At 48.3% G+C, this 22463-nt stretch carries 27 protein-coding genes and 1 other annotated feature (1 of these 28 running past the window's edge); of the genes, 21 read left to right on the forward strand and 6 right to left on the reverse strand.

Features of this window, described 5'->3' with window-relative positions; genetic code table 11:
* The first annotated feature begins 16 nt into the window (after positions 1-16).
* From POF51_RS26685 to POF51_RS26695, 3 genes are all read left to right on the forward strand, one after another.
* Entirely contained in the window at positions 17-739 is a 723-nt protein-coding gene (locus tag POF51_RS26685) for an NAD-dependent deacylase (protein WP_069850382.1), read from the forward strand.
* A gap of 263 nt (positions 740-1002) precedes the next feature.
* Positions 1003-2919, forward strand: a complete 1917-nt coding sequence (locus tag POF51_RS26690; protein WP_271756473.1) for an ABC transporter ATP-binding protein — start codon at positions 1003-1005, stop codon at positions 2917-2919.
* A gap of 90 nt (positions 2920-3009) precedes the next feature.
* A complete protein-coding gene (locus tag POF51_RS26695; RefSeq protein WP_069850378.1) occupies positions 3010-3231 on the forward strand; it encodes a hypothetical protein in 222 nt (73 codons plus the stop codon).
* Between the two features lie 47 nt (positions 3232-3278).
* Here the strand turns inward: POF51_RS26695 and POF51_RS26700 are convergent, their stop codons facing one another.
* Positions 3279-3659, reverse strand: a complete 381-nt coding sequence (locus tag POF51_RS26700) for a L,D-transpeptidase (protein WP_170831621.1) — start codon at positions 3657-3659, stop codon at positions 3279-3281.
* Between the two features lie 68 nt (positions 3660-3727).
* Complete coding sequence (locus POF51_RS26705) at positions 3728-3973, reverse strand: hypothetical protein (protein WP_007727802.1); 246 nt, start codon at positions 3971-3973, stop codon at positions 3728-3730.
* A gap of 201 nt (positions 3974-4174) precedes the next feature.
* Between POF51_RS26705 and POF51_RS26710 the strand changes: the two genes are divergently transcribed.
* The 4 genes from POF51_RS26710 (at position 4175) to POF51_RS26725 (ending at position 8662) form a co-directional block, all read left to right on the forward strand.
* Positions 4175-4933 carry a DUF4931 domain-containing protein gene (locus POF51_RS26710; RefSeq protein WP_069850376.1) on the forward strand — a complete coding sequence of 253 codons (759 nt, stop codon included), beginning with the start codon at positions 4175-4177 and terminating at the stop codon, positions 4931-4933.
* Between the two features lie 21 nt (positions 4934-4954).
* Entirely contained in the window at positions 4955-5815 is an 861-nt protein-coding gene (locus POF51_RS26715; protein WP_271756474.1) for a GNAT family N-acetyltransferase, read from the forward strand.
* Positions 5816-5955: 140 nt separating this feature from the next.
* Positions 5956-7086 (forward strand): virulence factor, encoded by a 1131-nt coding sequence (locus POF51_RS26720; protein WP_069850372.1) that lies wholly within the window; start codon positions 5956-5958, stop codon positions 7084-7086.
* Between the two features lie 280 nt (positions 7087-7366).
* Positions 7367-8662 carry a phytoene desaturase family protein gene (locus POF51_RS26725; RefSeq protein ID WP_017247658.1) on the forward strand — a complete coding sequence of 432 codons (1296 nt, stop codon included), beginning with the start codon at positions 7367-7369 and terminating at the stop codon, positions 8660-8662.
* 107 nt (positions 8663-8769) lie between these two features.
* Here the strand turns inward: POF51_RS26725 and POF51_RS26730 are convergent, their stop codons facing one another.
* A complete protein-coding gene (locus POF51_RS26730) occupies positions 8770-9582 on the reverse strand; it encodes a serine hydrolase (RefSeq protein WP_069850370.1) in 813 nt (270 codons plus the stop codon).
* A 111-nt stretch (positions 9583-9693) separates the two neighbouring features.
* On the opposite strand from POF51_RS26730, the gene POF51_RS26735 reads away from it, so the two are divergent.
* The 6 genes from POF51_RS26735 to POF51_RS26760 all read left to right on the forward strand — a co-directional run bounded on the left by POF51_RS26735 (position 9694) and on the right by POF51_RS26760 (position 14643).
* Positions 9694-11319, forward strand: a complete 1626-nt coding sequence (locus tag POF51_RS26735) for a peptide ABC transporter substrate-binding protein (RefSeq protein ID WP_069850735.1) — start codon at positions 9694-9696, stop codon at positions 11317-11319.
* Positions 11320-11346: 27 nt separating this feature from the next.
* Positions 11347-12084 carry a gamma-glutamyl-gamma-aminobutyrate hydrolase family protein gene (locus tag POF51_RS26740; RefSeq protein ID WP_069850368.1) on the forward strand — a complete coding sequence of 246 codons (738 nt, stop codon included), beginning with the start codon at positions 11347-11349 and terminating at the stop codon, positions 12082-12084.
* A gap of 291 nt (positions 12085-12375) precedes the next feature.
* Positions 12376-12852, forward strand: a complete 477-nt coding sequence (locus POF51_RS26745) for a hypothetical protein (protein ID WP_271756475.1) — start codon at positions 12376-12378, stop codon at positions 12850-12852.
* A gap of 22 nt (positions 12853-12874) precedes the next feature.
* Positions 12875-13315 (forward strand): peroxiredoxin, encoded by a 441-nt coding sequence (locus tag POF51_RS26750; protein WP_069850362.1) that lies wholly within the window; start codon positions 12875-12877, stop codon positions 13313-13315.
* A 73-nt stretch (positions 13316-13388) separates the two neighbouring features.
* Positions 13389-14441 carry a DNA polymerase IV gene (locus tag POF51_RS26755; protein WP_017247664.1) on the forward strand — a complete coding sequence of 351 codons (1053 nt, stop codon included), beginning with the start codon at positions 13389-13391 and terminating at the stop codon, positions 14439-14441.
* Between the two features lie 13 nt (positions 14442-14454).
* Positions 14455-14643, forward strand: coding sequence for a hypothetical protein (locus POF51_RS26760; RefSeq protein WP_048032230.1), 189 nt, complete (start codon positions 14455-14457; stop codon positions 14641-14643).
* Between the two features lie 51 nt (positions 14644-14694).
* Here POF51_RS26760 and POF51_RS26765 read toward each other — a convergent pair whose 3' ends face one another.
* The 3 genes from POF51_RS26765 to POF51_RS26775 all read right to left on the reverse strand — a co-directional run bounded on the left by POF51_RS26765 (position 14695) and on the right by POF51_RS26775 (position 17010).
* On the reverse strand, positions 14695-15141 hold the full coding sequence (locus tag POF51_RS26765) for a GNAT family N-acetyltransferase (protein ID WP_069850360.1): 447 nt from the start codon (positions 15139-15141) through the stop codon (positions 14695-14697).
* Positions 15138-16355 (reverse strand): MFS transporter, encoded by a 1218-nt coding sequence (locus POF51_RS26770; RefSeq protein ID WP_069850358.1) that lies wholly within the window; start codon positions 16353-16355, stop codon positions 15138-15140. Before POF51_RS26770 ends, POF51_RS26765 begins: the two co-directional genes overlap by 4 nt.
* A 106-nt stretch (positions 16356-16461) precedes the next feature.
* Complete coding sequence (locus tag POF51_RS26775; protein ID WP_170831620.1) at positions 16462-17010, reverse strand: TetR/AcrR family transcriptional regulator; 549 nt, start codon at positions 17008-17010, stop codon at positions 16462-16464.
* A gap of 214 nt (positions 17011-17224) precedes the next feature.
* Between POF51_RS26775 and POF51_RS26780 the strand changes: the two genes are divergently transcribed.
* The 8 genes from POF51_RS26780 to POF51_RS26815 all read left to right on the forward strand — a co-directional run bounded on the left by POF51_RS26780 (position 17225) and on the right by POF51_RS26815 (position 22409).
* Positions 17225-17749: a YqeG family HAD IIIA-type phosphatase gene (locus POF51_RS26780; protein ID WP_017247669.1), complete on the forward strand. Its 525-nt coding sequence runs from the start codon at positions 17225-17227 to the stop codon at positions 17747-17749.
* Entirely contained in the window at positions 17746-18867 is a 1122-nt protein-coding gene (yqeH, locus tag POF51_RS26785) for a ribosome biogenesis GTPase YqeH (RefSeq protein WP_017247670.1), read from the forward strand. Before POF51_RS26780 ends, yqeH begins: the two co-directional genes overlap by 4 nt.
* Positions 18868-18942: 75 nt before the next feature.
* Positions 18943-19794, forward strand: coding sequence for a shikimate dehydrogenase (locus tag POF51_RS26790; RefSeq protein WP_069850353.1), 852 nt, complete (start codon positions 18943-18945; stop codon positions 19792-19794).
* A gap of 30 nt (positions 19795-19824) precedes the next feature.
* Positions 19825-20115: a ribosome assembly RNA-binding protein YhbY gene (gene yhbY, locus POF51_RS26795; RefSeq protein ID WP_007727776.1), complete on the forward strand. Its 291-nt coding sequence runs from the start codon at positions 19825-19827 to the stop codon at positions 20113-20115.
* A gap of 14 nt (positions 20116-20129) precedes the next feature.
* Complete coding sequence (locus POF51_RS26800; protein ID WP_017247672.1) at positions 20130-20723, forward strand: nicotinate-nucleotide adenylyltransferase; 594 nt, start codon at positions 20130-20132, stop codon at positions 20721-20723.
* Complete coding sequence (gene yqeK, locus POF51_RS26805; protein ID WP_069850351.1) at positions 20707-21297, forward strand: bis(5'-nucleosyl)-tetraphosphatase (symmetrical) YqeK; 591 nt, start codon at positions 20707-20709, stop codon at positions 21295-21297. Before POF51_RS26800 ends, yqeK begins: the two co-directional genes overlap by 17 nt.
* A complete protein-coding gene (gene rsfS, locus POF51_RS26810; RefSeq protein WP_017247674.1) occupies positions 21297-21653 on the forward strand; it encodes a ribosome silencing factor in 357 nt (118 codons plus the stop codon). Before yqeK ends, rsfS begins: the two co-directional genes overlap by 1 nt.
* Before the next feature lie 6 nt (positions 21654-21659).
* Positions 21660-22409 carry a class I SAM-dependent DNA methyltransferase gene (locus POF51_RS26815; RefSeq protein WP_069850349.1) on the forward strand — a complete coding sequence of 250 codons (750 nt, stop codon included), beginning with the start codon at positions 21660-21662 and terminating at the stop codon, positions 22407-22409.
* Between the two features lie 39 nt (positions 22410-22448).
* Positions 22449-22463: a binding site (T-box leader), on the forward strand; it runs 231 nt beyond the window's last position.

Genomic DNA, 22463 nt, shown 5'->3' on the forward strand with positions numbered 1-22463 from the left:
GAAGGGGAGAACCATGATGGATCATCTGGCACATTGGTTGCGGACATCTTCCTTTACCGTTGTATACACCGGAGCAGGCATGTCGACAGAGAGTGGCTTGCCTGATTTTCGTTCACAGTCTGGGCTGTGGCGCGGCAAAGATCCGATGCAACTCGCGAGTACACGCGCAATGATGGAGAATCGGGAAGCGTTTGTGGAATTTTATCAGATGCGCATTCAAGGTCTACTGTCTTGCAAGCCACACACCGGACACGAGTGCTTAGCTGAATGGGAGCGGCGTGGATTGGTTCATGGGGTCATTACACAAAATGTAGATGGCTTTCATCAAGAGGCGGGAAGCTTGGCTGTAGCCGAACTCCATGGCTCCCTTGCGAAAATCCGCTGTCTTGCCTGCGGGACCGAGTATGCCAATACACGTTATCTGGAGGATCAAGGGACGATTTGCGCATGCGGAGGATTTTTGCGTCCGGGTGTTGTCCTGTTTGGCGAATCTTTGCCGCAATCACAAGTCGATCAGGCCATCTCGTGGACGGAACAAGCCGATTTGTTCATCGTATTAGGTTCTTCGCTTACGGTGAGTCCTGCCAATTGGTTTCCGCAGCATGCAAAAGAAAGAGGAGCCAAGCTGGTCATTGTCAATCAGGAACCAACCCCATTGGATGCGTGGGCAGATGAGGTCATCCAAAATGAACGGATTGGCAGCGTGCTGCAAAGAGTAGGACAGTCGTTAGGAGAGTAAAAGCAGGTGTGCTCAATGAAAAGAGTACGCCTCTTCTGTTTGGGCTCGTTGACATGCCTGATTGCTGGTGACGCTTCCTATTTTATTTTTGTACATGTGTCATTATTACTTTATATTCAATATTTTACCATTAATGAGATGGTATTCCAATATTTGTGCAATCCATTGAATCACCCTAGAGCTTGCGCGAAAAACATGATACCATCGAGTGTAAGATTCATATGGCTTCTCGATACGCAAATAGAAAAGTACAGGTGACGTTCATGCAAATATTATCAGTAGAAAACCTCTCCAAAGGCTATGGAGAAAAAGTATTGTTTGATAACATTTCCTTTCATATTGCCGAGCAAGAGCGCATTGGTCTGATCGGTGTAAATGGTACGGGAAAATCCTCGCTCTTGAAAATCGTGGCGGGCTTGGATACAGCGGATAGCGGGAAAATTATTCATGCGAATCATTTCCATGTGGAGTATTTGCCGCAAAATCCCGATTTCGACGAAAACTCCTCCGTACTGGAACAAGTATTTTACGGCGATTCTCCACTCATTCAGCTTTTGCGTGATTATGAAACAGCGCTAGAGGCTGTTCAAGAGTCGCCTGACGACGAGAAAAAGCAGGCGCGATTGTTTGCTGTTCAAAACGGGATGGATGCGGCTGATGCGTGGGAGAGCAATACACAAGCCAAAATGATCCTGACCAAGCTTGGCCTGCACAATTTCTCGCAAAAGGTAGGAGAGCTCTCTGGTGGACAAAAAAAGCGGGTAGCAATGGCACGAGCTTTGATCCAACCAGCAGACCTGCTCATTTTGGATGAGCCTACGAACCATATTGACAATGAGACAGTCGAGTGGCTGGAAGAGTATTTGTCACGCTACAAGGGTGCTTTGCTGCTCGTCACCCATGATCGCTACTTCTTGGATCGCGTGACGAACCGCACGTTTGAACTGGATCGCGGCAAGCTGTACAGCTATGAAGGCAACTACGCGATGTTCTTAGAGAAAAAGGCAGAGCGTGAAGAAAATGAAGCGGCCGTAGAAAGCAAGCGGCAAAATCTGCTTCGCCGCGAGCTGGCATGGCTGCGTCGTGGAGCAAAAGCGCGAACGACCAAACAAAAGGCGCGTGTGCAACGGGCTGAGGAGTTACGAGATAAAGCCGTAGATGGACCTGCCGCCAAGATGGAAATGGCACTCGGGGCCAGTCGTCTCGGCAAAAAGGTGATCGAGCTTACAAATATCAATAAAGCGTACGGTGAGCGAAAACTGATCAACGATTTCAGCTATATTGTCCTGCCGGGTGATCGTGTGGGAATTATCGGGCCAAACGGAAGTGGAAAAACGACACTTTTGAACATGCTCGCAGGAAGAATTCAACCGGATAGTGGTTCATTGGAAATCGGGACGACCGTTAAAATCGCCTACTACACGCAGGATAGCGTCGAGATGGACGAAAAGCTGCGCGTCATCGAATATGTAAAGGAAGCAGCAGAGGTCATTCAGACGAGCAATGGCGAGTCGATCACGGCTTCGCAAATGCTGGAGCGATTCCTGTTTTCGCCGCATATGCAATGGACACCGATTTCCCGCCTGTCTGGTGGAGAACGTCGTCGTCTCTACCTGCTCCGTACACTGATGGGAGAGCCGAATGTGCTATTTTTAGATGAGCCTACGAATGATTTGGATATTCAAACGCTCAGTATTTTGGAGGACTATCTCGAGCAATTCCCAGGCGCAGTCATTACGGTATCGCATGACCGCTATTTCCTCGATCGTACAGTTGACCATTTGTTTGCTTTTGAGGGGCAAGGAAACATTCGTCAGTACTACGGCAACTATTCCGAGTACCTGGAAGATAGACGTCAGGAAAAAGCAACACAGGTGCAAGAAGCGGATCAGCAGGCAGAAAAGGCGCAAAGCAACAGCGGGGCTAATCGCGGCAACAACCGCACGCGCAAGCTGTCCTACAAGGATCAGAAGGAATGGGATGCGATTGAAGGAAAGATCGCGGCTTTGGAAGAGCGCAGCGTCAAGCTAAAACAAGAGATTGCAGCGTCTGGCAGCGATTACGGCAAAATCGAAAAGCTCTATGCTGAAGAACAGCAAGTGGCGGCAGAGCTGGAAGCAACCATTGAGCGTTGGGCGGAATTATCTGCATTGGTAGAGGAATTGGAGCAAGGGAAATAATTAGTGGCGTAGCCAGTAATTGAGGGCTGGGAATGCGACGCTTCCACCTGTAGACTAGAGTAGATTACTAGAGTAGAGGAGTCGCTGTCGTTGCCTGCCTATAAGTTAGACCCGGAATGGGTGATGTCTTACCTAGAGCTACAAGAACAACAGCTCTCTTCCGAAGTGCATCCAGAGGATAAAGAAGTGATCATGAACAAGATCAGGGAAATGACGTTATCGATCATGTACAAGCAAGCAAGAAGATATCTTATATTCTTGGAAGCGGATGAAACGGAAGCAGAAAGAACGAAAAAGACTCATCTTATGTAAAGAAGACCCGCCCTTGGTTTAAGAGAGGCGGGTCTTTGCATGTTTATTTATTGCTGTCTGATTCGAACGGGCGTACCAATGGGCACGATTTTTGCCAGAGCATTCACGTCCTCATTGTACATGCGAATACAGCCGTGAGATACATACTTGCCGATTGAGGAAGGATCGTTCGTGCCGTGAATGCCGTAGTGTGGCTTACTTAGTCCCATCCAGATGGTTCCGAATACACTCAGAGGACCTCCCGGATAGGAATTCGGATAGGGGACTTTGTTGATGATGGTAAAATCCCCTCGTGGCGTCGATGTGGCAATTTTGCCCAAGGCAACAGGATAAGAACGGATGAGTCGGTTCCCATCGAACAGATCGAGACGTAGCCTCGCAATCGAGATACGGATGTTGTAGGACGGCAGCTTCTTCACCTCCCCCATAAACGATACGAAATGCCGCTCTTACTATGTTATGAAAACCGACGATACCGGTCCCTTTCCTCTCATGATTAATGTAGTTTGAAATCTAACGAAAACGTATCCGGATAGCGAAGGCCGTCACGATAGAACAAGGTTCGCACCCAGACGTACATCCGTAAAGGAATGGAAGGAAAGACGATGGCCAGCTTACCTTCTTCCAAGACAGGCAAATCGAGCGGGGATTGAATTTCATAAGGGACTCCTTCTTGATCAAGCAACGTTTTGTAATGTTGGGCCTCGCTCCAGCTAACAGGATAATAAAATGATTTTTCCATCCAATTCCAACACCTTTCCAGGTTTCACTGCTTTCCATTGTATGTAAAACATTTGAGATAAAAAAAGAAACAAACGCCACAGACATTGAAAAATAGGCAGTCCAATTGAGGTTTCAAAAGTGTCGTCTGGGCAAAAAACGTCATGATTTTCCCAGGAAATGCGTGTAAAGTGGAAGTAGCACAAACTGGAGGGACTTGGGAATGAAGCAGACGCACTTGCACTTTAACATGCAAATAGGCAGAAAAAAGCCAGTGAGTGTAAACAACACAGAAACGGCCTGTCCTTTTTGTGATCGAAACAGTCTCACAGACGTTTTGGAGCAGCGGGGCTCCATGATTTGGCTCATGAACAAATTCCCTGTTCTGGAGGAGACACATCAGACTGTTTTGATTGAGACGGATGAATGCCAAGGGGATTGGTCTGTCTATTCCAAAGAGCATGTACGAGCATTGCTGGCATTCGGGGTAGAGAAGTGGCTGGAAATGGAGCAAAGCAACTCTTATCGTTCCGTTCTGTTTTTCAAAAACCACGGCCCGTATTCCGGAGGGAGCATCCGTCATCCGCACATGCAGATCGTCGGATTAAATGACTATAACTATCTGGATCAGGTAAAAGACAGTGATTTTAATGGCATGACAATCGATCAAGAGGCAGGGATTGAATGCAATCTGTCTACGCATCCCCGTGCAGGTTTTTTTGAATACAACGTCATTCTATCGGACTTTGATCGATTGCCGAAAATGGCAGACTACTTACAAATTTTAGCACATTGGATACTGACTCATGTCAATCCGCGCAACCAAAGCTACAATTTTTTCTTCTACCATTGGGGAGAAAAGCTGATCGCCAAAGTGGTTCCCCGGTTTGTTACCTCGCCTCTTTACGTAGGCTATTCTATTCCGCAGGTCGCCAATAATTTGGAAGAAACCATTGCTGAAATACAGAGACGTTACTTCTAACAGTAGAAAGGGTGCTTCGCTTTGACGTATACGATCACGGCAAGAAAAACACTCACCATAGAGGAACTGGCACACATTAAAGAACTGGTTGCCATATGTAACGAGCAGGATGGCATTGATCTCAAAGTGAACCCGAGTATGCTAGAAAAGCGTTCGGGGGAGCATGAAGAAGATTTCCTTTGTTATGTGAACGAAAAGCTGGTCGGGTTTCTCGGACTCTATGTGTTTCACAGTGGCGAGGCAGAAGTGAGCGGAATGGTCCATCCAGCTTATAGAAGAAATGGCATTTTTACAGCACTGCAAGCAAAAGCCTCAGACGAATGCAGAAGAAGAGGCATCCCCGCGCATTTATATATCGTTCAGCGGGATTCGGAGAGCGGCAAGTCATACATGGAGCGAATCGGTGGGGATTATCAATTCTCGGAATATCGGATGGAATTGGGCGAAAAGCAAACAGGAAACCTCTTGGGAAATGTACACCTCCGCCCCGAGACTGCCAATGATCTCGAAACATTGATCTGGCTGAATGTCCATGGCTTTCAATTAGAGGAAGAACGCGCCAGAGAGATGTCAGAGAATATGGCAGGAGATCCGAAATCCTGTACATATCTGATGGTAGTTGACGAACAGGCGATTGGCAAAATAAGTGCCAGGAAAAATGAAGGCAAGGCATTCATTTATGGATTTTGTGTCCACCCGGATCATCAGGGGAAAGGCTACGGACGTCAGGCTTTGGCCCAAACAATCCAACTCCTGGAGGAGGAAGGGTATCCACACGTGTCACTGGAGGTAGCCTGCGAAAACAGCAAGGCTCTGGGCTTGTATGAATCATGCGGTTTTTCTGTGAAATCAGCGAACGATTACTATAAGCTGGAGCTGTAATTATCAAACTGCATTTGTACAGCTCGCGGGTTGGAAAACGAATCGGGTTCCATGCTACGATAGAAGGGAAAGCAAGTCCGCTGTACAAAAGGTTGTTCAAAAAGGACGTCTTTTTTGCATAAAAAGGAGTGACTCAATATATGAAACTGTTGTCCATCGAACCGACGCCGAGTCCAAACGTCATGAAGCTGAATGTAGACGAGCGTTTGCCGGATGGGGTCCAACATGTCTATACAAAGAAAGATGCGAGTAAAGCACCAGAACTCATGAACAAGCTCTTGGAGATCGAAGGGGTTACCTCCATTTTTCATACGGCAGATTTTCTTGCGCTGGAGCGAAAATCTAATGCAGATTGGCAGCGTATTTTGACTGTCGCCCGCGAGGTTTTGCAAGCAGGTGGAGGAGCGGCTGTTCCTGACCTGTCTGCGGAGGAAGCGGGGGCATTTGGAGAGGCGCAAGTGTTCGTTCAAATGTTCCGCGGTGTACCGATGCAGGTCAAGGTGACCATGGGAACAGAACAGATTCGTGCAGCCCTGCCAGAGCGTTTTGGACAGGCAGCCGTGCGTGCAGGCTCTGCGTCGCCCAACCTTATCATGGAGCGAAAATGGGTCGAGCATGGCGTGCGTTACGGCGATTTGCGTGAGATTGGTGAAGAGGTCGCATTGGAAGTTGATGCCTCCTATCCGGAGAGTCGTGTAGAAGAAATCGTGGAACAGGCCATGGCGCTTGGTCCCGGGGAAACCCCAGAGTCAGTCGTGCGTGAGAAGAAAGTCGTTACGCTGGAGATGCTCGATGATCCGGATTGGCAAAAAAGATATGAAGTGCTGGATCGAATGGAGCCTACCGAAGAGGATTTGCCTGTTTTGGAAAAAGCGCTTCGTGATGGCAAACCGTCGATTCGCAGGCTGGCGGTTGTATATCTGGGCATGATCGGCGGCGATGATGTTTTCCCGCTGTTGTTTGAAGCGCTCCGGGATGATTCCGTCTCTGTACGACGCACAGCGGGCGATACCTTGTCTGACTTAGGAGACACGCGCGCGATTCTACCGATGTGTGAAGCGTTGAAGGATAAAAACAAGCTGGTACGCTGGCGCGCTGCTCGCTACTTGTTTGAGGTGGGTGATGAAACCGCCTTGGACGCTTTGCGTGCCGCACAGAATGATCCCGAGTTCGAGGTCAGCTTGCAAGTCCAAATGGCCGTGCAGCGCATTGAAAGCGGCGAGGCGGCTAGCGGTACCGTTTGGCAGCAAATGACTCGCCGAAACGATTAATTCGCTGCTTGCAATGACGCAAGAGCCCTCTATCAAGCAGATAACTGCTATAGAGGGCTTTTTTGTCGTGTCTTCATTGGCTGGATATACGGCGAATAGCGGGGCATACTGCTTCAAGAAGAGCGGTAAACAAGTTGGTTCATTAGGTAAATATTGGTATAAGTCAGTATAAAAATAGACACAGTCCAATAATAGTTGACTTCCACCTTATCCATCCCTTAGACTAGGATAGGGTTTAGCTTATGTATTCAACATCGCTAGTGCGTAGGGGAGATTGTGTATGACAACCAATCACTATGACGTTGTTATTGTAGGTGGGGGACTTGCTGGTCTTTCCAGTGCCGCCTACCTGTCGTCGAAAGGCAAAAAAGTTGCAGTTTTGGAACGCGGTCAATTGGGTGGACGTGCCGTTACACTGAAGATCAAAGGATTTAACTTCAACTTCGGTGCCCACGCTATTTATGCTCGCGACAGCTCCGTTTTGAGAACGTTTGAAAAAGAATTGGGTCTGAACATCGATTGGCAGGATTTCAATCCGACGAAAGCCAAGTACGATATTGGTAGCGATCTGACTGCAGTTCCGGCGAATGTACAAGGACTTTTCCAAACGAAGCTCTTAAAAGGCATGGACAAAGTATTGTTCACGTTTGAGATTTTGAAAACGATGCTAAAAATGGAGAAAGGCCATCCACATATGTCGATTCAAAAGTGGATGGAGAAAAAGCAAGTCAACGAAGAAGTGCGAGAAATGATGTTGACGCTTGCATCTTCTAACTTCTTCACACGTGAGCCTGAAAAGATTCCTTCTGACGTATTCTTTGCGTACTACAGTCGTTTGTTTACAACGAATAAACCGGTAGCGTATATCGGTGGTGGTTGGCAAGCGTTGATCAATGAATTCGTACGCATCATTGAAGCAAATCAAGGTACGATTCTGATCAAAACCAAAGTAGAGAAGTTCCAAGTAGAGAATGATCGTGTGGTTGGAGTGGTGACACCGGAGGGCGAATTTACGGCGGATGAATTTATTTGCTGTATTCCGCCGAAGGAGATGGCGAAGGTCTTTGCGGAGACGCGCCTGGAGCATGCGGTTGCACAGCATGCTGAATACGAGCCAACGGTTGTTATGGTGTATGACATTGGCTTGAAAGAGCGAATTGACGTACCGTACTCTTACATCTACGAAAAAGCAAACAATATTTTCATTACCGATATTTCGTATTATGACCGTACTTGTGTACCTGAAGGCGGACAGCTGCTGCAGGCGACTGCTTACATGCGTCAGGATGAAGTAGGGAACAAGGAAGCGGCCGAAATCCGCAAACAAGAGATTGAAAACCTGTATGACAAGCATTTCCCTGGCTGGCGTGAGCAATTGGTTGTGCCGCGCGTTTCTGCTCGTGCAGTCGTACAGGAGATCAAGTGGACCATGAATCAGAAGCCAATGCCGATTTTCATGCCGGATTACCGCAACCTGTTCTTCGCGGGTGACTGGTGTGAAGGACAAGGTCAGCTGTCTGAGCTGTCTTTCTCTAGTGCGATGAACGTTGCCAAGCTGATTTTGGAAAAAGAATAAGTCGATGACGAGCGGGTGTTCCTTGAAGACAGGAATGCCTGCTTGTTTTTTCTCATGCAAAGTTACATAGAAAAAAGCCCGCCAATGGAGATGGCAGGCCACATGGATTATGCTTTCTGACTATATACGTGATAAACAAGATTGCCGATTTGCGCCATGACGTCGGCAGCATCCTTTTGCTCGAGTCCCTTGTTTAAAATGGACAAGGTGACAGCATGAGAACCGATGTAGAGGATGCCGACATCATGCGTGATTTTGGTCACAGAGCCAGTCTTGTTGGCGAATTCCCATTTCGGAATCATCCCGATCACATCACCGTCTGGGTCAGGCAAAAGGAAGGGGATGCGGTCACGGTGCTGCTGAGTCTTCAAGATGGCGACCATTTTCAAACAGCTGTCGTAGGAGATCACTTTTCCTGTTGCCAAGTATCGGAGGTGGCTTCCCATGTCTTTTGCCGTCACCTCATTGTATCCTTCTAATTCGGCTGGGATGACCATGAGCTTATTGTAGAAGTGACTGTTTGTCATTTCTGTTTTTTGCATCGCGTTGCGAATGCTCTCTGTTCCGACGAGATCAATCATTATGTTCGTTGCTGTATTGTCGCTTTGGATGATCATCAGGGTAACCAGATCGCGAATCGTAAATTCAGTGCCGGGAGTCATATGCTGAAGAACACCTGCACCGCCAACGAGATCCTCTGCACGCAGCTGGATTTTGTCCTCTAAGGCAAACTTGCCTGCGTACGCCTCTGCAAAAACAGCTGTCATGATCGGGACTTTGATCACACTGGCTGCATAAAAGCGTTGATCTTCGTTGATGGATAAGGTTTCACCGGTTCGCAAATCTTCGAAAAAGATTCCCCATTCCCCTCCAGCGTCCTTGATCAGGCTGGATATTTGGGCAAAAAGACTGGATAACATGTAGACCCATCTCCTTTTGTTTCGATGTAGACAAAATTTTCTCAAGATAATATTATTTAGTCATGCTCCTAACAATCAAGAAGAATTATTCCTAAGATGGGGGTTTTGCTGTTGCAAAAGTGGAAGAAACTATCATTTTGTGCTGTTCTATTAACCAGTTTAGCGTTCGCTGGTTGTGGAACACCGCAAGCAAGCACCACGGGGGAGACGACAGGTGCAAAGCAGGAGCAGAGTAGCGCCCCTCAAACGATGCAGGTCAACCTGAATTCTGGTGAGCCAAGCACGATCGACCCTGGACTGGCAGAAGATATCCCTTCGATGTCTGTTGCCCGTGCAGCATTTGATGGCCTCCTGCGCTTGAATGAAAAAGGCGAGCTGAAAGAGGCGGTCGCAGAGAAGTACGAGGTTTCCGCTGATGGTCTCACGTACACCTTCCATCTGCGGGACTCCAAATGGACCAATGGAGATCCGGTTACCGCTCATGACTTCGAGTACGCATGGAAACGGGTTCTTGACCCGAAAACCGCATCCGGTTACGCGTACCAGATGTACTATTTGAAAAATGGGCAAGCCTTTAACGCCAACAAGGCAAAAGCCGAAGATGTCGGTGTGAAGGCAACCGACGACAAGACATTGGCTGTTACACTGGAAAACCCTGCGCCGTTTTTCCCGGAACTGGTTGCATCTGTCACCTATTTCCCGGTTAACAAAAAAGCGGTTGAGGGCAACAAAGAGTGGGCTTCTAAGCCAGAGACGTACATGACAAACGGGCCATTCACCTTGAAAAATTGGGAGCACAAATCAAAGATCGAATTCGAGAAGAGCGATTCTTACTGGGATAAGGACGCTGTCAAATTGTCCACGCTGACCTTGAACATGATCGAGGATGCCAATACGGAGCTGTCGATGTTTGAAAAAGGTGACCTGGATTGGGCAGGCTCACCACTGGGCGATTTGCCACTGGATGCGCTGGATGCTCTGAAAGAATCTGGAAAGATGCAAGCTCAAGCGACAGCCGGTACGTACTGGTACATTTTCAATACGACGCAAAAGCCGTTTGACAACAAAAAGATTCGTCAGGCGTTTGCTACGGCAGTCAATCGTCAGGAAATCTCCGATAATGTCGTACCATACAAGAGCACGCCAGCGACGGGGATTCTCCCGCCAACCATGGCACTCACACCAGAGGGATACATCAAAGACGGCGATGTAGAGACCGCGAAGAAGCTCTTGGCAGAAGGCATGCAAGAAGCGGGGATCAAAGAGTTGCCACCGATCACGATTGCATACAATACGTCAGAGGTCAATTCACGTATTGCGACAGTCATTCAGGATCAATGGCGCAAAGCATTTGGCATCGAAGTCAAACTGGTTAACAAAGAGAACAAGGTTCACCGCGAGGACATGAAGCAAGGAAACTTCACAATCGGTCGTGGTAGCTGGATTGGCGATTTCAACGATCCGATTAACTTCCTGGAAGTCTTCAAGGGTGGACTGAATACATCCAAATGGGAAAACAAGGAGTTCCTCGATTTGCTCGCGCAATCTGCCAAAGAAGGGGATGTAGCGAAGCGTAAGGAAATCCTCAAGAAAGCTGAACAAATCGTCATGGATGAAATGCCTGCGTTGCCAATCTACTATTTCACTTATGCGTGGGTGAAGCAGGATAGCGTAAAAGATGTGGTGGTAGATGCACTCGGGTTCATCGACTTCAAGTACGCTTCCAATCAAAAGTAATCATGAGTCTATGAAGGAGTGACTGGCGTGCGTCCGATCATTGGTGTGGCATGTACGAAAATGTATTTTCCGAAGAACGATCTCGACCAGTTTTTCTATGTAGGTTCAGGCTATGTGAACGGAATTGCGCGCAGTGGCGGTACTCCACTGATCTTGCCACTGCTGACGATTCAGGAAGCTCCGTTTCGTGAGATGATCGAATCCCTGGACGGCTTGATTTTGTCCGGTGGTGAAGATCCGTCGCCGCATTTGTACGGCGAAGACCCGCTGCAAGGGCTGGGCGATATCAATTACGAGAGAGACATCACAGAGCTTGAGATTATCAAGATTGCGCTGGAGCTGAAAAAGCCAATCCTGGGCATTTGTCGCGGGATGCAAATTTTGAATGTGGCGTGTGGCGGCACCCTCATTCAAGATATCCCGAGTCAAGTACCAGGAGCATTACAGCATGCGCAGAAGGGTTCACGGCAATACGGGGCGCATAAGATTACGCTGCAACCTGGCTTTGTCGCGGATGCCCTCGGAAAGACAGAGGTGCTCGTGAACACCTCTCACCACCAAGCAGTCAAAGACATAGCACGGGGCTTCAAAGTCACAGGATGCGCGGCTGATGGTGTGATTGAGGCGATGGAAAGCCTCGACGGGCTACATGTAGGTGTACAGTGGCATCCAGAACGGATGTGGGCACACGACGACGACATGTTGAAGATTGCCGAGGCATTTGTTGCCCGGGTAAAGCAGTTGAAGCTGCAAGCGACTAAATAGAATAGAAATGAGAGAAACCGTTCTGGGGTTGCCCAGAGCGGTTTTTTGCATGCAGGAGGGCTTTCTAATCTAGTGAAAAGGGCGTTTCAACCAGACTGGTGCAGTACTGTAACCAAACTAAGAGGGCAATATAGGGCGATCAAAAGCAGGCGTAAAACATGAAGGTGATGGTAGAGCCTCGCGTATCGCAGCGGATACGTGGTTTTTTTCAGTGTTAGCGTGGTGAAACAAGGATAAATGACAGGCAGAATCGAACTTCACGTAAGAGAATTGATTCCGTGAGGTGAGTTTTTGAAGAAAATAATTGTTGTTATTTTGCTTTTTCTACTCGTTTTTCCACGGTTCCTCTTCACGGAGTATTTTGCAGAACGCGAAATGAAAATGATAACCACAAACTATTATCAAGCGCTTATCGATGAAGACTATGAAAAAGCATTCAACACCCTTTATCTTTATGATTTTGCGGAGGATAAGCATCCAGTTGATGGCACGACGTTAAGTGAACAAGAAGCGAAAGAATTTTACATGAAAAAGATCGCCTTCTTAAAAGCTCATCAGTACAAACTGAAAGATTATGAGATCAAAAAGATTAGATACGAAGATGGGCATACCGCCTTTCTTGAAATGAAGCTTGAAGTTGAGCATGATGGACAAAAATTTCAATATGCTGAAACCGTACATATTTGGGAAGGAAAGGTATGGATTATGGGAGAGGAAGAAGATCCGTTCACAAAGTATCGGGATGGGAAAATGAATTTTCCCCTGTAAACTGAGCATAGAGGTGAGAGAAATGTTAAAGGTTGGAGACTCGGCTCCCGTCTTTACGGCGACGAGCACAAAAGGAACCATTGATCTTACAGCGCACATCGGCAAAGAGAATATCGTCCTCATCTTCTATCCGGGAGATGATACCCCGATTTGTACGAAACAGTTATGTGCAGTTCAGGAGCATTACACGACAATCGAGCGAGCAAACACCGTTGTTTTTGGCGTGAATCCAGGTGGCATGAACAAGAAACGCTCGTTTGCTGATAAGTTCCGCTATGAATTTCCATTAATCGTGGATGAAGACGAATCGATTCGAAAAGCATATGATGTCGGAAAGGTTCTTGGATTGTTTTTCCAGCAACGCATCGTGTACATCATAGGCAAAAACGGAAATATCATCTACGCCAAAAAAGGCAATCCGCCGGTGTCTGAGCTGCTACAGGTAATCGAAAGCCAAGCCTAGAACGTTCTCGCTTGCGTCAATGGAGCAAAACAGGGATAATAGAAATGAGAATGTATGTTTGGTGGGTATCCCTATGAAAAAAATTCTTCACTTGGATATTGACGCATTTTTCGCGAGTGTAGAGCAATTAGATCGCCCCGAATTGCGGGGCAAGCCAGTCATTGTCGGGGGAACTGGCAATCGCGGTGTCGTATCGACTTGCAGCTACGAAGCTCGAAAGTTCGGTGTTCGCTCCGCAATGCCTGTCGCCATGGCGAGGAAAAAATGTCCGCAAGGCTTTTATTTGCCTGTCCGCTATAGCCGTTATATCGAAAAATCTGCTGAAGTCAGACAGATATTTACTTCTTATACAGAGCGTTATCAAACAGTGGGTCTAGACGAGGCTTATTTAGATGTGTCCCACTATGAGAATGCGGTGCCCATCGCCCGCGATATCAAGAGGCGAATTAAACGGGAGACCGGACTTACTTGCAGCATTGGACTTTCCTACAATATGTCGTTGGCTAAGATTGCCAGTGACTTGAAAAAGCCGGATGCCTTTGTAATCATTCGACCTGAGCAGGCTTTGGATGTACTGCGGTCGTTGCCAATTGGCACCTTGCATGGAGTCGGCAAAAAGTCGCAGGAGCTGCTCGCGAAAAAGGGGATTGAGACGGTAGAGGATTTTTGGCGGCTTACGCTCGATGAGGCTACTACCTTATTTGGGAAATTCGGTCGTTCCCTCTATTACCGGGCGAGAGGAGAAGACAATCGCGAAATCGAAATGGACCGCGCTCCGAAATCATCGAGCCGCGAAACGACACTGCCCTTTGATTTGTTTGACAGGGATGCGATTGCTCCGATTGCCACCTCCCTTTTGCGTGAGGTCGAAGAGGACATCCGCGAGGAAGGGGTTGAGCCTCAGACGATTACGCTCAAAATTAAGTACGCGGACTTTACCCAGCGGACCAAGCAGCTCAAGGCTGTAGCCGGGGCCAATTGGCAGGATCTGTTGGACGATCTACTCGACGCCTTTGACTATACAGCGGGCGTTCGATTGGTGGGCGTTGGCTTTTCGAATTTTGCCGAGCAGCAAGGGGAGCGGTACGAACAGCTCTCAATGTTTTCGTGGAAGCTGGGGAAGTAAGGGAGGGAGAGCCGTGGAGACAGAGAATGCCTTTCATTGCTGTGCGACCTGTATTCATTTTCGCGTGGAGAAAGGGACGGGAGGAGTCAGCTATCGATGTTCTCGTCTAACCTACGAGACACGTCCGGACTATCGATTCCAGTGCTGGACTCCGACAGAGAAGGTCAAGCGACTGATGGAAGCGCGTAAAAGTCAACGATAGCGACAAAAAGAGGCACCTCCTTCGTCAGTATCGACAGAGGGGGTGCCTTTTCTATTCATGTGTCAGGTCGAGTTCCATCACTTCCTCCGGACCATCCATTTCGCCATTTGAGGTAAAGCCGATCGCCTCATACAGCTTGCGAGCGAACTCGTTTTCAGGATGAATACTCAAGTAAATGCGCGTACAGCTGTAGCGTCTGCACATTTCTTCAACGAGCATGCGCAGGAACCTTTTGGCGTACCCCTTACCCTGATGGCTACCATCAATCATAAAGCGATCCAGCCAAATTCGGCCATTCTCTACTTCGATTCCATGCATGGCATAACCGATAGCGATGTCCTTGTCATACAGACCGCATGATATCCATTCCGGTTCAAAACCTGATTGGGCGATGGAAAAAGCGTTGCTCTCGATAAAGGAGTGTTGACCTTCCGCTACAGTCAAGCAGGCAACTTGGCGCCAATTTTCTTTCGTAATTTCACGAATAGACAAGCTCAAAATTTCATCTCGCTTTCATTGGTGATGAGACGGGCGGATTTGCTTGCTTTTAATTGGACAAAAAGTAAAATGCCGAAGCCAAGGATGGACGCTGCCACGATCAGGAGGGCAGAGGATACTGGCAGTAAATCCGTCAAAATTCCCCCTGCCAGTGGGCCTGCAACCATTCCAATTCCGTGAAACATATTAAATAGAGAGTATGCCGTGCCGTATGCGCCGCTTCCCCCTTGGTCAATGATGGCCCCCAGCGTAGCCAAGGTAGGCGATAAGGTAAAGCCAATACTAGCCCCGACCAATGCCATTGCGAGCATTGCCTGCCAGAGGGAGTTCGCCCACGCCAAAAATGGCAGAAACACAGCCAGCGTAATGATTCCGACAAACATGAGCTTATACGGATTCATGCGGCTGGAAAGAGAGCCGGCAACTGGGGCGATCAGTCCGTATGCGAGTGTCATGACCCCAAACAAAAGACCAATCGTTGTCGGCGTCATGCTGAGTTTCTCTGTAAAAAATACGGGCAACGTCGGTTCAAGCAAACAAAGGGAAATCTCAGCCAACAGGACGATTCCAGCAATAAAGATGACTTGCGGATTGCGAATGAATCCACCGACATGAAGCTTTTCACTGACAGTTCTCGTCGTGTCTTCTTTCAAGAACAAGTAGACCAGCACAATGTTGATCACGGTAAAGGCTGCTGCTGCCAAGAAAGGCATGCGATGGTCACTGATTTCAAATAACCATCCGCCAATCGGCGCTCCAAGCAATGTACCGGTCGAAATCGCCGTCAATGCAATTCCCATTACAGTTCCGCGCATTTTGGATGGGAACAAATCCGCCAAGAGGGCAAGGGCAGTTGGCCATGTAGCCGCAGCAGCTATACCTTGAACAAAACGAGCGGTAATCAACATGGACATTGTCTCAGAGAAAGCAAACAATAACGTGGAAGCGGCGAGACCGAGCAAGCCGATCAAAAGCATGGTCCGTCTGCCAATCCGATCAGATATCGGCCCGAAAATAGGAGTGGCAATGAGCATCGCGACGGCATAGCTGCTAAACAGCACGCCCATCATGGTGGAGGAGGGCTGAAGCTTTTCCGTAAAATATGGAACAATCGGAATCAACAAGCTGTACAACAGCATGTCGATGAAAAGGATCAGGATGACAAACAAAAGTCCTATTCGTTGTTGTTTGGTCATTTTTGTAAAGATGGACATGATGGAACACCTCTTAACTATAAAAACTATTTTTGTTTTATTGGTTTTCTTGCGAAAAACGATATCGTGGCCTACCAAAGTTAGTGGAATGACCACGAGCCATTTGTTACCTTTTATTCGCTGGTACCAATCCAAACAAGAGGACATCTACAATAGCGGAAAGCGCCTCTGTAACTGTAATCTGGTTTTTCATGTAAAAACGTTGGTCGAGTGTAGAATTCAGGGCATCGACAATGACCTTCAGCATGAGCGTGACGTCCATATTGACGATGAGTCCTTCTCGAATCGCTTGCTCGAGAAGGACTCGAAGCGTCTGCCAATCCTCGGATAGAGAAGCCTCGACTTGGGTATATTGCTCAGGATAATATCGCTTCATCTGTTCGAGGATGCGCAAATCATAAAATTCATAGTGTGTCGGTAAAACCATCATGACGCCTTTGATTTTATGGATAAGAGAGAGACTGTCATCTGCGAGAATTTGCTGTGTTTTTTCATCGCCCTCTTCAAAGGACTGCTGAATGATTGTTTCCAGAATTTCTACCTTAGATGAGAAGTGCTCGTATAACGTGCGTTTGCTGATCCCGAGCCGCTTCGCCAAATCATCCATGGAAAATTTCATGCCTTTATCGCGAATCTCTTCAATAAAACCTTTCATGATCCGGTTTTTAATTGCAATCGACCCCCAGTCAAAACAACCTAACAGAAAACCAAAAAAACAAAAACAGTTTCCTTAGTAACGTCATTTTACACAGGATGACAGAGCAATGCAAGCAGTGATCATGCTTTTTGTTTTGCAACCAAGTGGTCGATTATGGTATAGTAGGTGCCGAAATCGCGGTTGATTGCTTCACATCATTTGGAGGTGCCCCGTGTTTTTAGAGAAGCTGATGCCTAGTCAGTTCGTCGAATCAATCCATCACATTGACATAGATCAATTGAAACGAAATAACATCCGTGCGGTGATTACAGACTTGGATAATACCTTGGTGGAATGGGACAGGCCACATGCAACCGAGGAGGTCATCAACTGGCTTGCTCGCATGCATGAGGCAGGCATACAGGTCACTGTTGTCTCCAACAACAACAAGGAGCGTGTAGACCGCTTCTGTGCCCCATTAGATCTCGGGTTTATTTATGCGGCCAAAAAGCCGACAAACCGTGCCTTTTTGCAGGCAGTGCGGCAGATGAATGTAACCATCGCTGAGACTGTTGTCATTGGCGATCAATTGTTTACCGATGTGCTGGGAGGGAATCGATTAGGATTTCATACGATCCTGGTTGTTCCTGTGGCCCAGACGGATGGTTTTTGGACGCGCTTTAATCGTCAGATGGAGCGTGTGGCCCTTATTTGGATGGAGAGGAAAGGAATGGTTTCGTGGAGGAGAAAAGCATGACGGAACAAATGCATGGCTCTTGTGCTGGATGTGGGATTGCCATTCAGACAGCAGATGCAAAAAAGCCTGGCTATGCACCTGAATCCGCGCTTGGCAGAAAGGTAGTCATTTGCCAGCGTTGTTATCGCATCAAGCATTATAATGAAGTAGCTCCCGTAGGAATGGGCGATGACGATTTCCTCAAGATTTTGGATGGCATCGGTTCTACGGAGTCTCTTGTCGTAATGGTAGTCGATATTTTTGACTTCCAAGGCTCCTGGCTCAAGGGTTTACCGCGCTTTGTCGGGAAAAATCCGATTTTGCTCGTGGGTAACAAGGTCGATCTGCTGCCGAGAAACATCAACCTGAACCGCGTGCGCAACTGGATGCAGCACGAAGCAAAAGAACGCGGACTGCGCCCAGAGGATGTCGTACTTATCAGCGCGCAAAAAGGGCTTCATATCGATGAACTGTTGAATCGCATTGGAGAGCTGCGCAAAGGTCGAGATGTTTACATCGTCGGTGTAACCAACGTAGGAAAGTCGACCATGATCAACCGCATCTTGCATGACTACGGTGCGGCTGAGCTGGAGATTACGACTTCGCCGTTCCCAGGTACGACGCTGGACAAAATCGAGATTCCGCTCGAGGATGGCCGTTCCATTTTTGATACACCGGGAATCATTAATCGCGACCAGATTGGACATATGGTATCCCCGACTGATCTGCGAAAGATTACCCCGACCAGCCGGATTAACTCCAAGGTGTATCAGCTCGATGCTGGACAATCACTCTTTTTGGGTGGTCTAGCCCGTATCGACTTCGCACGTGGAGAGAGACAGCCGTTGATCGTCTATGTCGACAACGACCTGTACATCCACCGGACGAAGCTGGAGAAAGCAGACGAGGTGATGCAAAAGCACCATGGAACCCTGCTGGTACCGCCAACAGGGGAGGAAGCTGCGAAAGCACTTCCACCATTTGTGAAGCACACCTTTAAAATCAACAAGTCCACCACGACGACCGACATCGTAATTTCCGGTTTGGGCTGGGTCAGCATCCAAGGAAAACACGAAGCGAGTGTTGTCGTGCATGCACCTAAAGGCGTAAGTGTTGGGATGCGCAAAGGGCTGATCTAGCTTAAGCAAGAAAAGTCGAGTTAGCCTTGCCCCTTGCCATATGCTATAGAGAGACGTCCGGGGAGGAAAAGCTCCATGATTACAAGCAAAACACAACTGGTTGGCCTGTTTGGACATCCAGTTTCCCACTCGCAATCACCGATGATGCACAATACAGCTTTTTCAGAGACCGGGTTGGGGTTTGCCTATGCTGCGTTCGATGTTGAACCGGAAAATCTGGAAGATGCAGTCGCGGGTATTCGCGCGTTAGGCTTGAAAGGGATTAACGTCACGATCCCCCACAAGGTTGCTATCATGCCGATGCTGGATGAAATCGATCCGCTCGCCAAACGAATCGGAGCCGTCAATACCGTCGTTTCTCGTGATGGACGCTTGATTGGCTACAACACAGATGGTATGGGCTATGTTCGTTCGCTTGTGGAAGAGACGGGAATCGTTCTTGAAAAGCAAGTGGTAACCATGGTAGGGGCTGGAGGCGCAGCGCGTGCAGTGGCGTTTACCTTGGCTGAACAAGGAGTCAAGGAAATTCGCATCATCAATCGTTCCCGGGAAAGAGCCGCGGTATTGGCTGAGCATGTCGGGACGATTGTACCTACGAAAATCGTAGAACAGGGCGAAGGGGCAGCTGCCATCGCAGACTCTTCGCTGTTGATCAATACGACATCGATCGGAATGCTGCCAAACGTACAGGAGACACCTGTGCCAGCAGAATGGCTTCATTCTGGTTTAACCGTTAGCGATCTGATTTATAACCCCCTCGAAACGCGTCTGCTCAAAGAAGCGCGTGCCATCGGTGCCACTGTACATTCCGGAATCGGCATGTTCGTGAACCAAGGTGCACTGGCTTTTGAGCTGTGGACGGGCGAACGAGCACCAACTGGGGTTATGCGTGAGGTCGTCTTGCAACAATTAAAGAAAACAACCTGATTTTGCAGGATGAAAAAGGAGGCATTGCCGATGTTGACCGGCAAGCAAAAGCGTTTTTTGCGCGCAGAAGCACATCATCTCACCCCGATTTTCCAAGTAGGAAAAGGCGGCGTAAACGAGAATATGATCACTCAGATCAAAGAAGCGTTGGAAGTACGTGAATTGATCAAGGTAGCGATTTTGCAAAACAATAACGACGATAAACATCAAGTGGCAGAAGATCTGGCAGCAGGTGCTGGAGCAGAGCTCGTGCAGTTGATCGGCCATACGGTTGTCTTGTACAAAGAGTCCCGGGAGAACAAGACGATCAAGCTGCCATAAGTGATCTGCATGCAATGAGACAGCCAATCAAGCAAGTAGGGATCATGGGAGGAACGTTTGACCCGATTCATTGCGGGCACTTGCTGGCGGCTGAACAAGCCAGAGAGCAAGCGGGCCTGGATGAAGTCTGGTTTATGCCTACACACGTTCCACCGCACAAAAAGAGAGAGAGTCTGACGCTGGCGAATCACCGCTTGCAAATGGTTCAGCTCGCCGTGTCTGATCACGAGGTGTTTCGTGTAACAGATGTGGAGTTCGCAAGAGAAGGTCCATCGTACACCTATGACACGATGATTCAGCTCATCAGGCAGTTCCCAGATTGCCGTTTTTCTTTTATCATGGGAGGAGATATGGTAAAAATCTTGCCCAAATGGTACCAGTACCAAGAGCTGATTCATATGGTACGCTTTATAGGTCTAGCGAGGCCTGGAACCGAACTAGATCAAGAGTCGAGCGAGGATGTCACATTTGTGGAGATGCCTGTTTGGGACATTTCCTCCACGATGATTCGCGAGAAGGCAGCTGCCAGGAAAAGCATCCGTTATCTTGTACCTGATGCCGTGGAGCGCTATATTAAGGAGAACCGAATCTATGAGACTTTTGGATAATCGGGAAGAGCTTCTCGTTCGCGTACGGCAACAAATGCATGAAAAACGCTACAAGCACACGCTTGGGGTGGCTGCGTCAGCTCGCGAGCTGGCAGAGAGATTCGGGGCTGATCCTGACAAAGCCGAGCTTGCTGGACTGTTGCACGATTACTGTAAGTGCTGGCCTGTGGAAAAAATGTTCGAGATTCTCGTTCGCCACGATATGCCTACAGAGCTTTTGGAAGGGGAAAAAGAGCTGTGGCATGCCTTTGCAGCAGCTATTGTGATCCAGACTGATCTAGGTGTGACGGATGCAGATATTTTACAAGCTGTTCGCTACCATACAACGGGTCGGGCTGGCATGTCCCTGTTAGAAAAAGTCGTCTGTGTGGCAGACTATATAGAACCAAACCGGGTTTACCCGGGTGTCGATTTTATTCGCGGCAAAGCCATGCATGATTTGGATGCCGCCCTGGCACTCGCCTTGGGAGGCACGATTCAATTTTTGATAGAGAAGCAAAAGACGGTTTTCCCGTTGACATTGACCGCATATAACGATTTGGTTTCCCGCAAAGGGAGAGAAGGAGGGTTTTGATGGTTAAAACAGTAGAAGATTTGGCACAGTTGGTAGTGAAGGCAGCAGAGGACAAGAAAGCAGAGAACTTGAAGGTGCTCGATATTAGAAAGCTGTCCGTGATCGCAGACTATTTCATGATTTGCCACGGAAACAACGAGCGTCAAGTACAGGCAATTGTTCGGGAAATCCGTGATCAAGCCCACAAAAACGGCTTTGACGTCCGCGGTATCGAGGGAGCAGATGAAGGTCGCTGGGTACTGGTTGATCTGGGCGATATCGTTATTCACGTTTTCCATCGCGAAGATCGCGAGTTTTACAATCTGGAGCGCCTGTGGAAGGACGCAGAGGAAGTTTCCTTTAGCGTGCAAGGATAAGGACAGATGGCATACGCACATATGGCCGCTGTATATGACAGGCTGATGGCGGATACTCCGTATGACCAGTGGCTCGATTGGGTCGAGCGTCATTGGACAAAGGGAGAGAAGCCTGTGCGGGTCATTGATCTTGGCTGTGGGACTGGCACGATTGCGATCCCACTCGCCAAGCGGGGATACCGTGTTACGGGCGTGGATCTCTCTACAGAAATGCTTGCGATCGCCTATGACAAAATGAGGCAGGAACAAGTGGATGTAGCGTGGGTGGAGCAGGATATGCGCGAGCTGTCCTTGCCCGAAGCGGATGCGGTCATCTCCTTATGTGATTCATTGAGCTACCTTACAGAGGAAGCGGATGTGCAGGAAACGTTCAAGCGCGTTTTCGCTCATCTCGCGCCCGGTGGGAGCTTTCTGTTTGATGTGCACAGTCCGTACAAGATGCTGCACATTTTCGGAGACGAGACGTTCACACATGTAGAAGATGAAGTTTCGTACATTTGGCAATGTTTTTGCGACCCGCTGCGACTGGAGGTAGAGCATCAGTTAACGTTTTTCATTCGTCAGCCAAACGGATTGTACGAGCGGATGGAAGAAGAGCATTGGCAACGGGCTTACCAGCCTGTCCAACTGATGCGCTGGCTGACAGATGCCGGCTTCACAGACATTGTCATCACCGCTGATTACTCGAATATGCCGCCACAAGAAGCGAGTGAGCGCCTATTTTTTTCAGCCCGCAAGCCGAAAAGTTTGACATGATTGGTTCGGATTGACTATAATGGCGTTATAACTACAGATTTCGACGCGTTTAAG

Origin of the sequence: Brevibacillus sp. AG, assembly GCF_028369215.1 — a bacterium.
GTDB classification, from domain to species: domain Bacteria; phylum Bacillota; class Bacilli; order Brevibacillales; family Brevibacillaceae; genus Brevibacillus; species Brevibacillus porteri.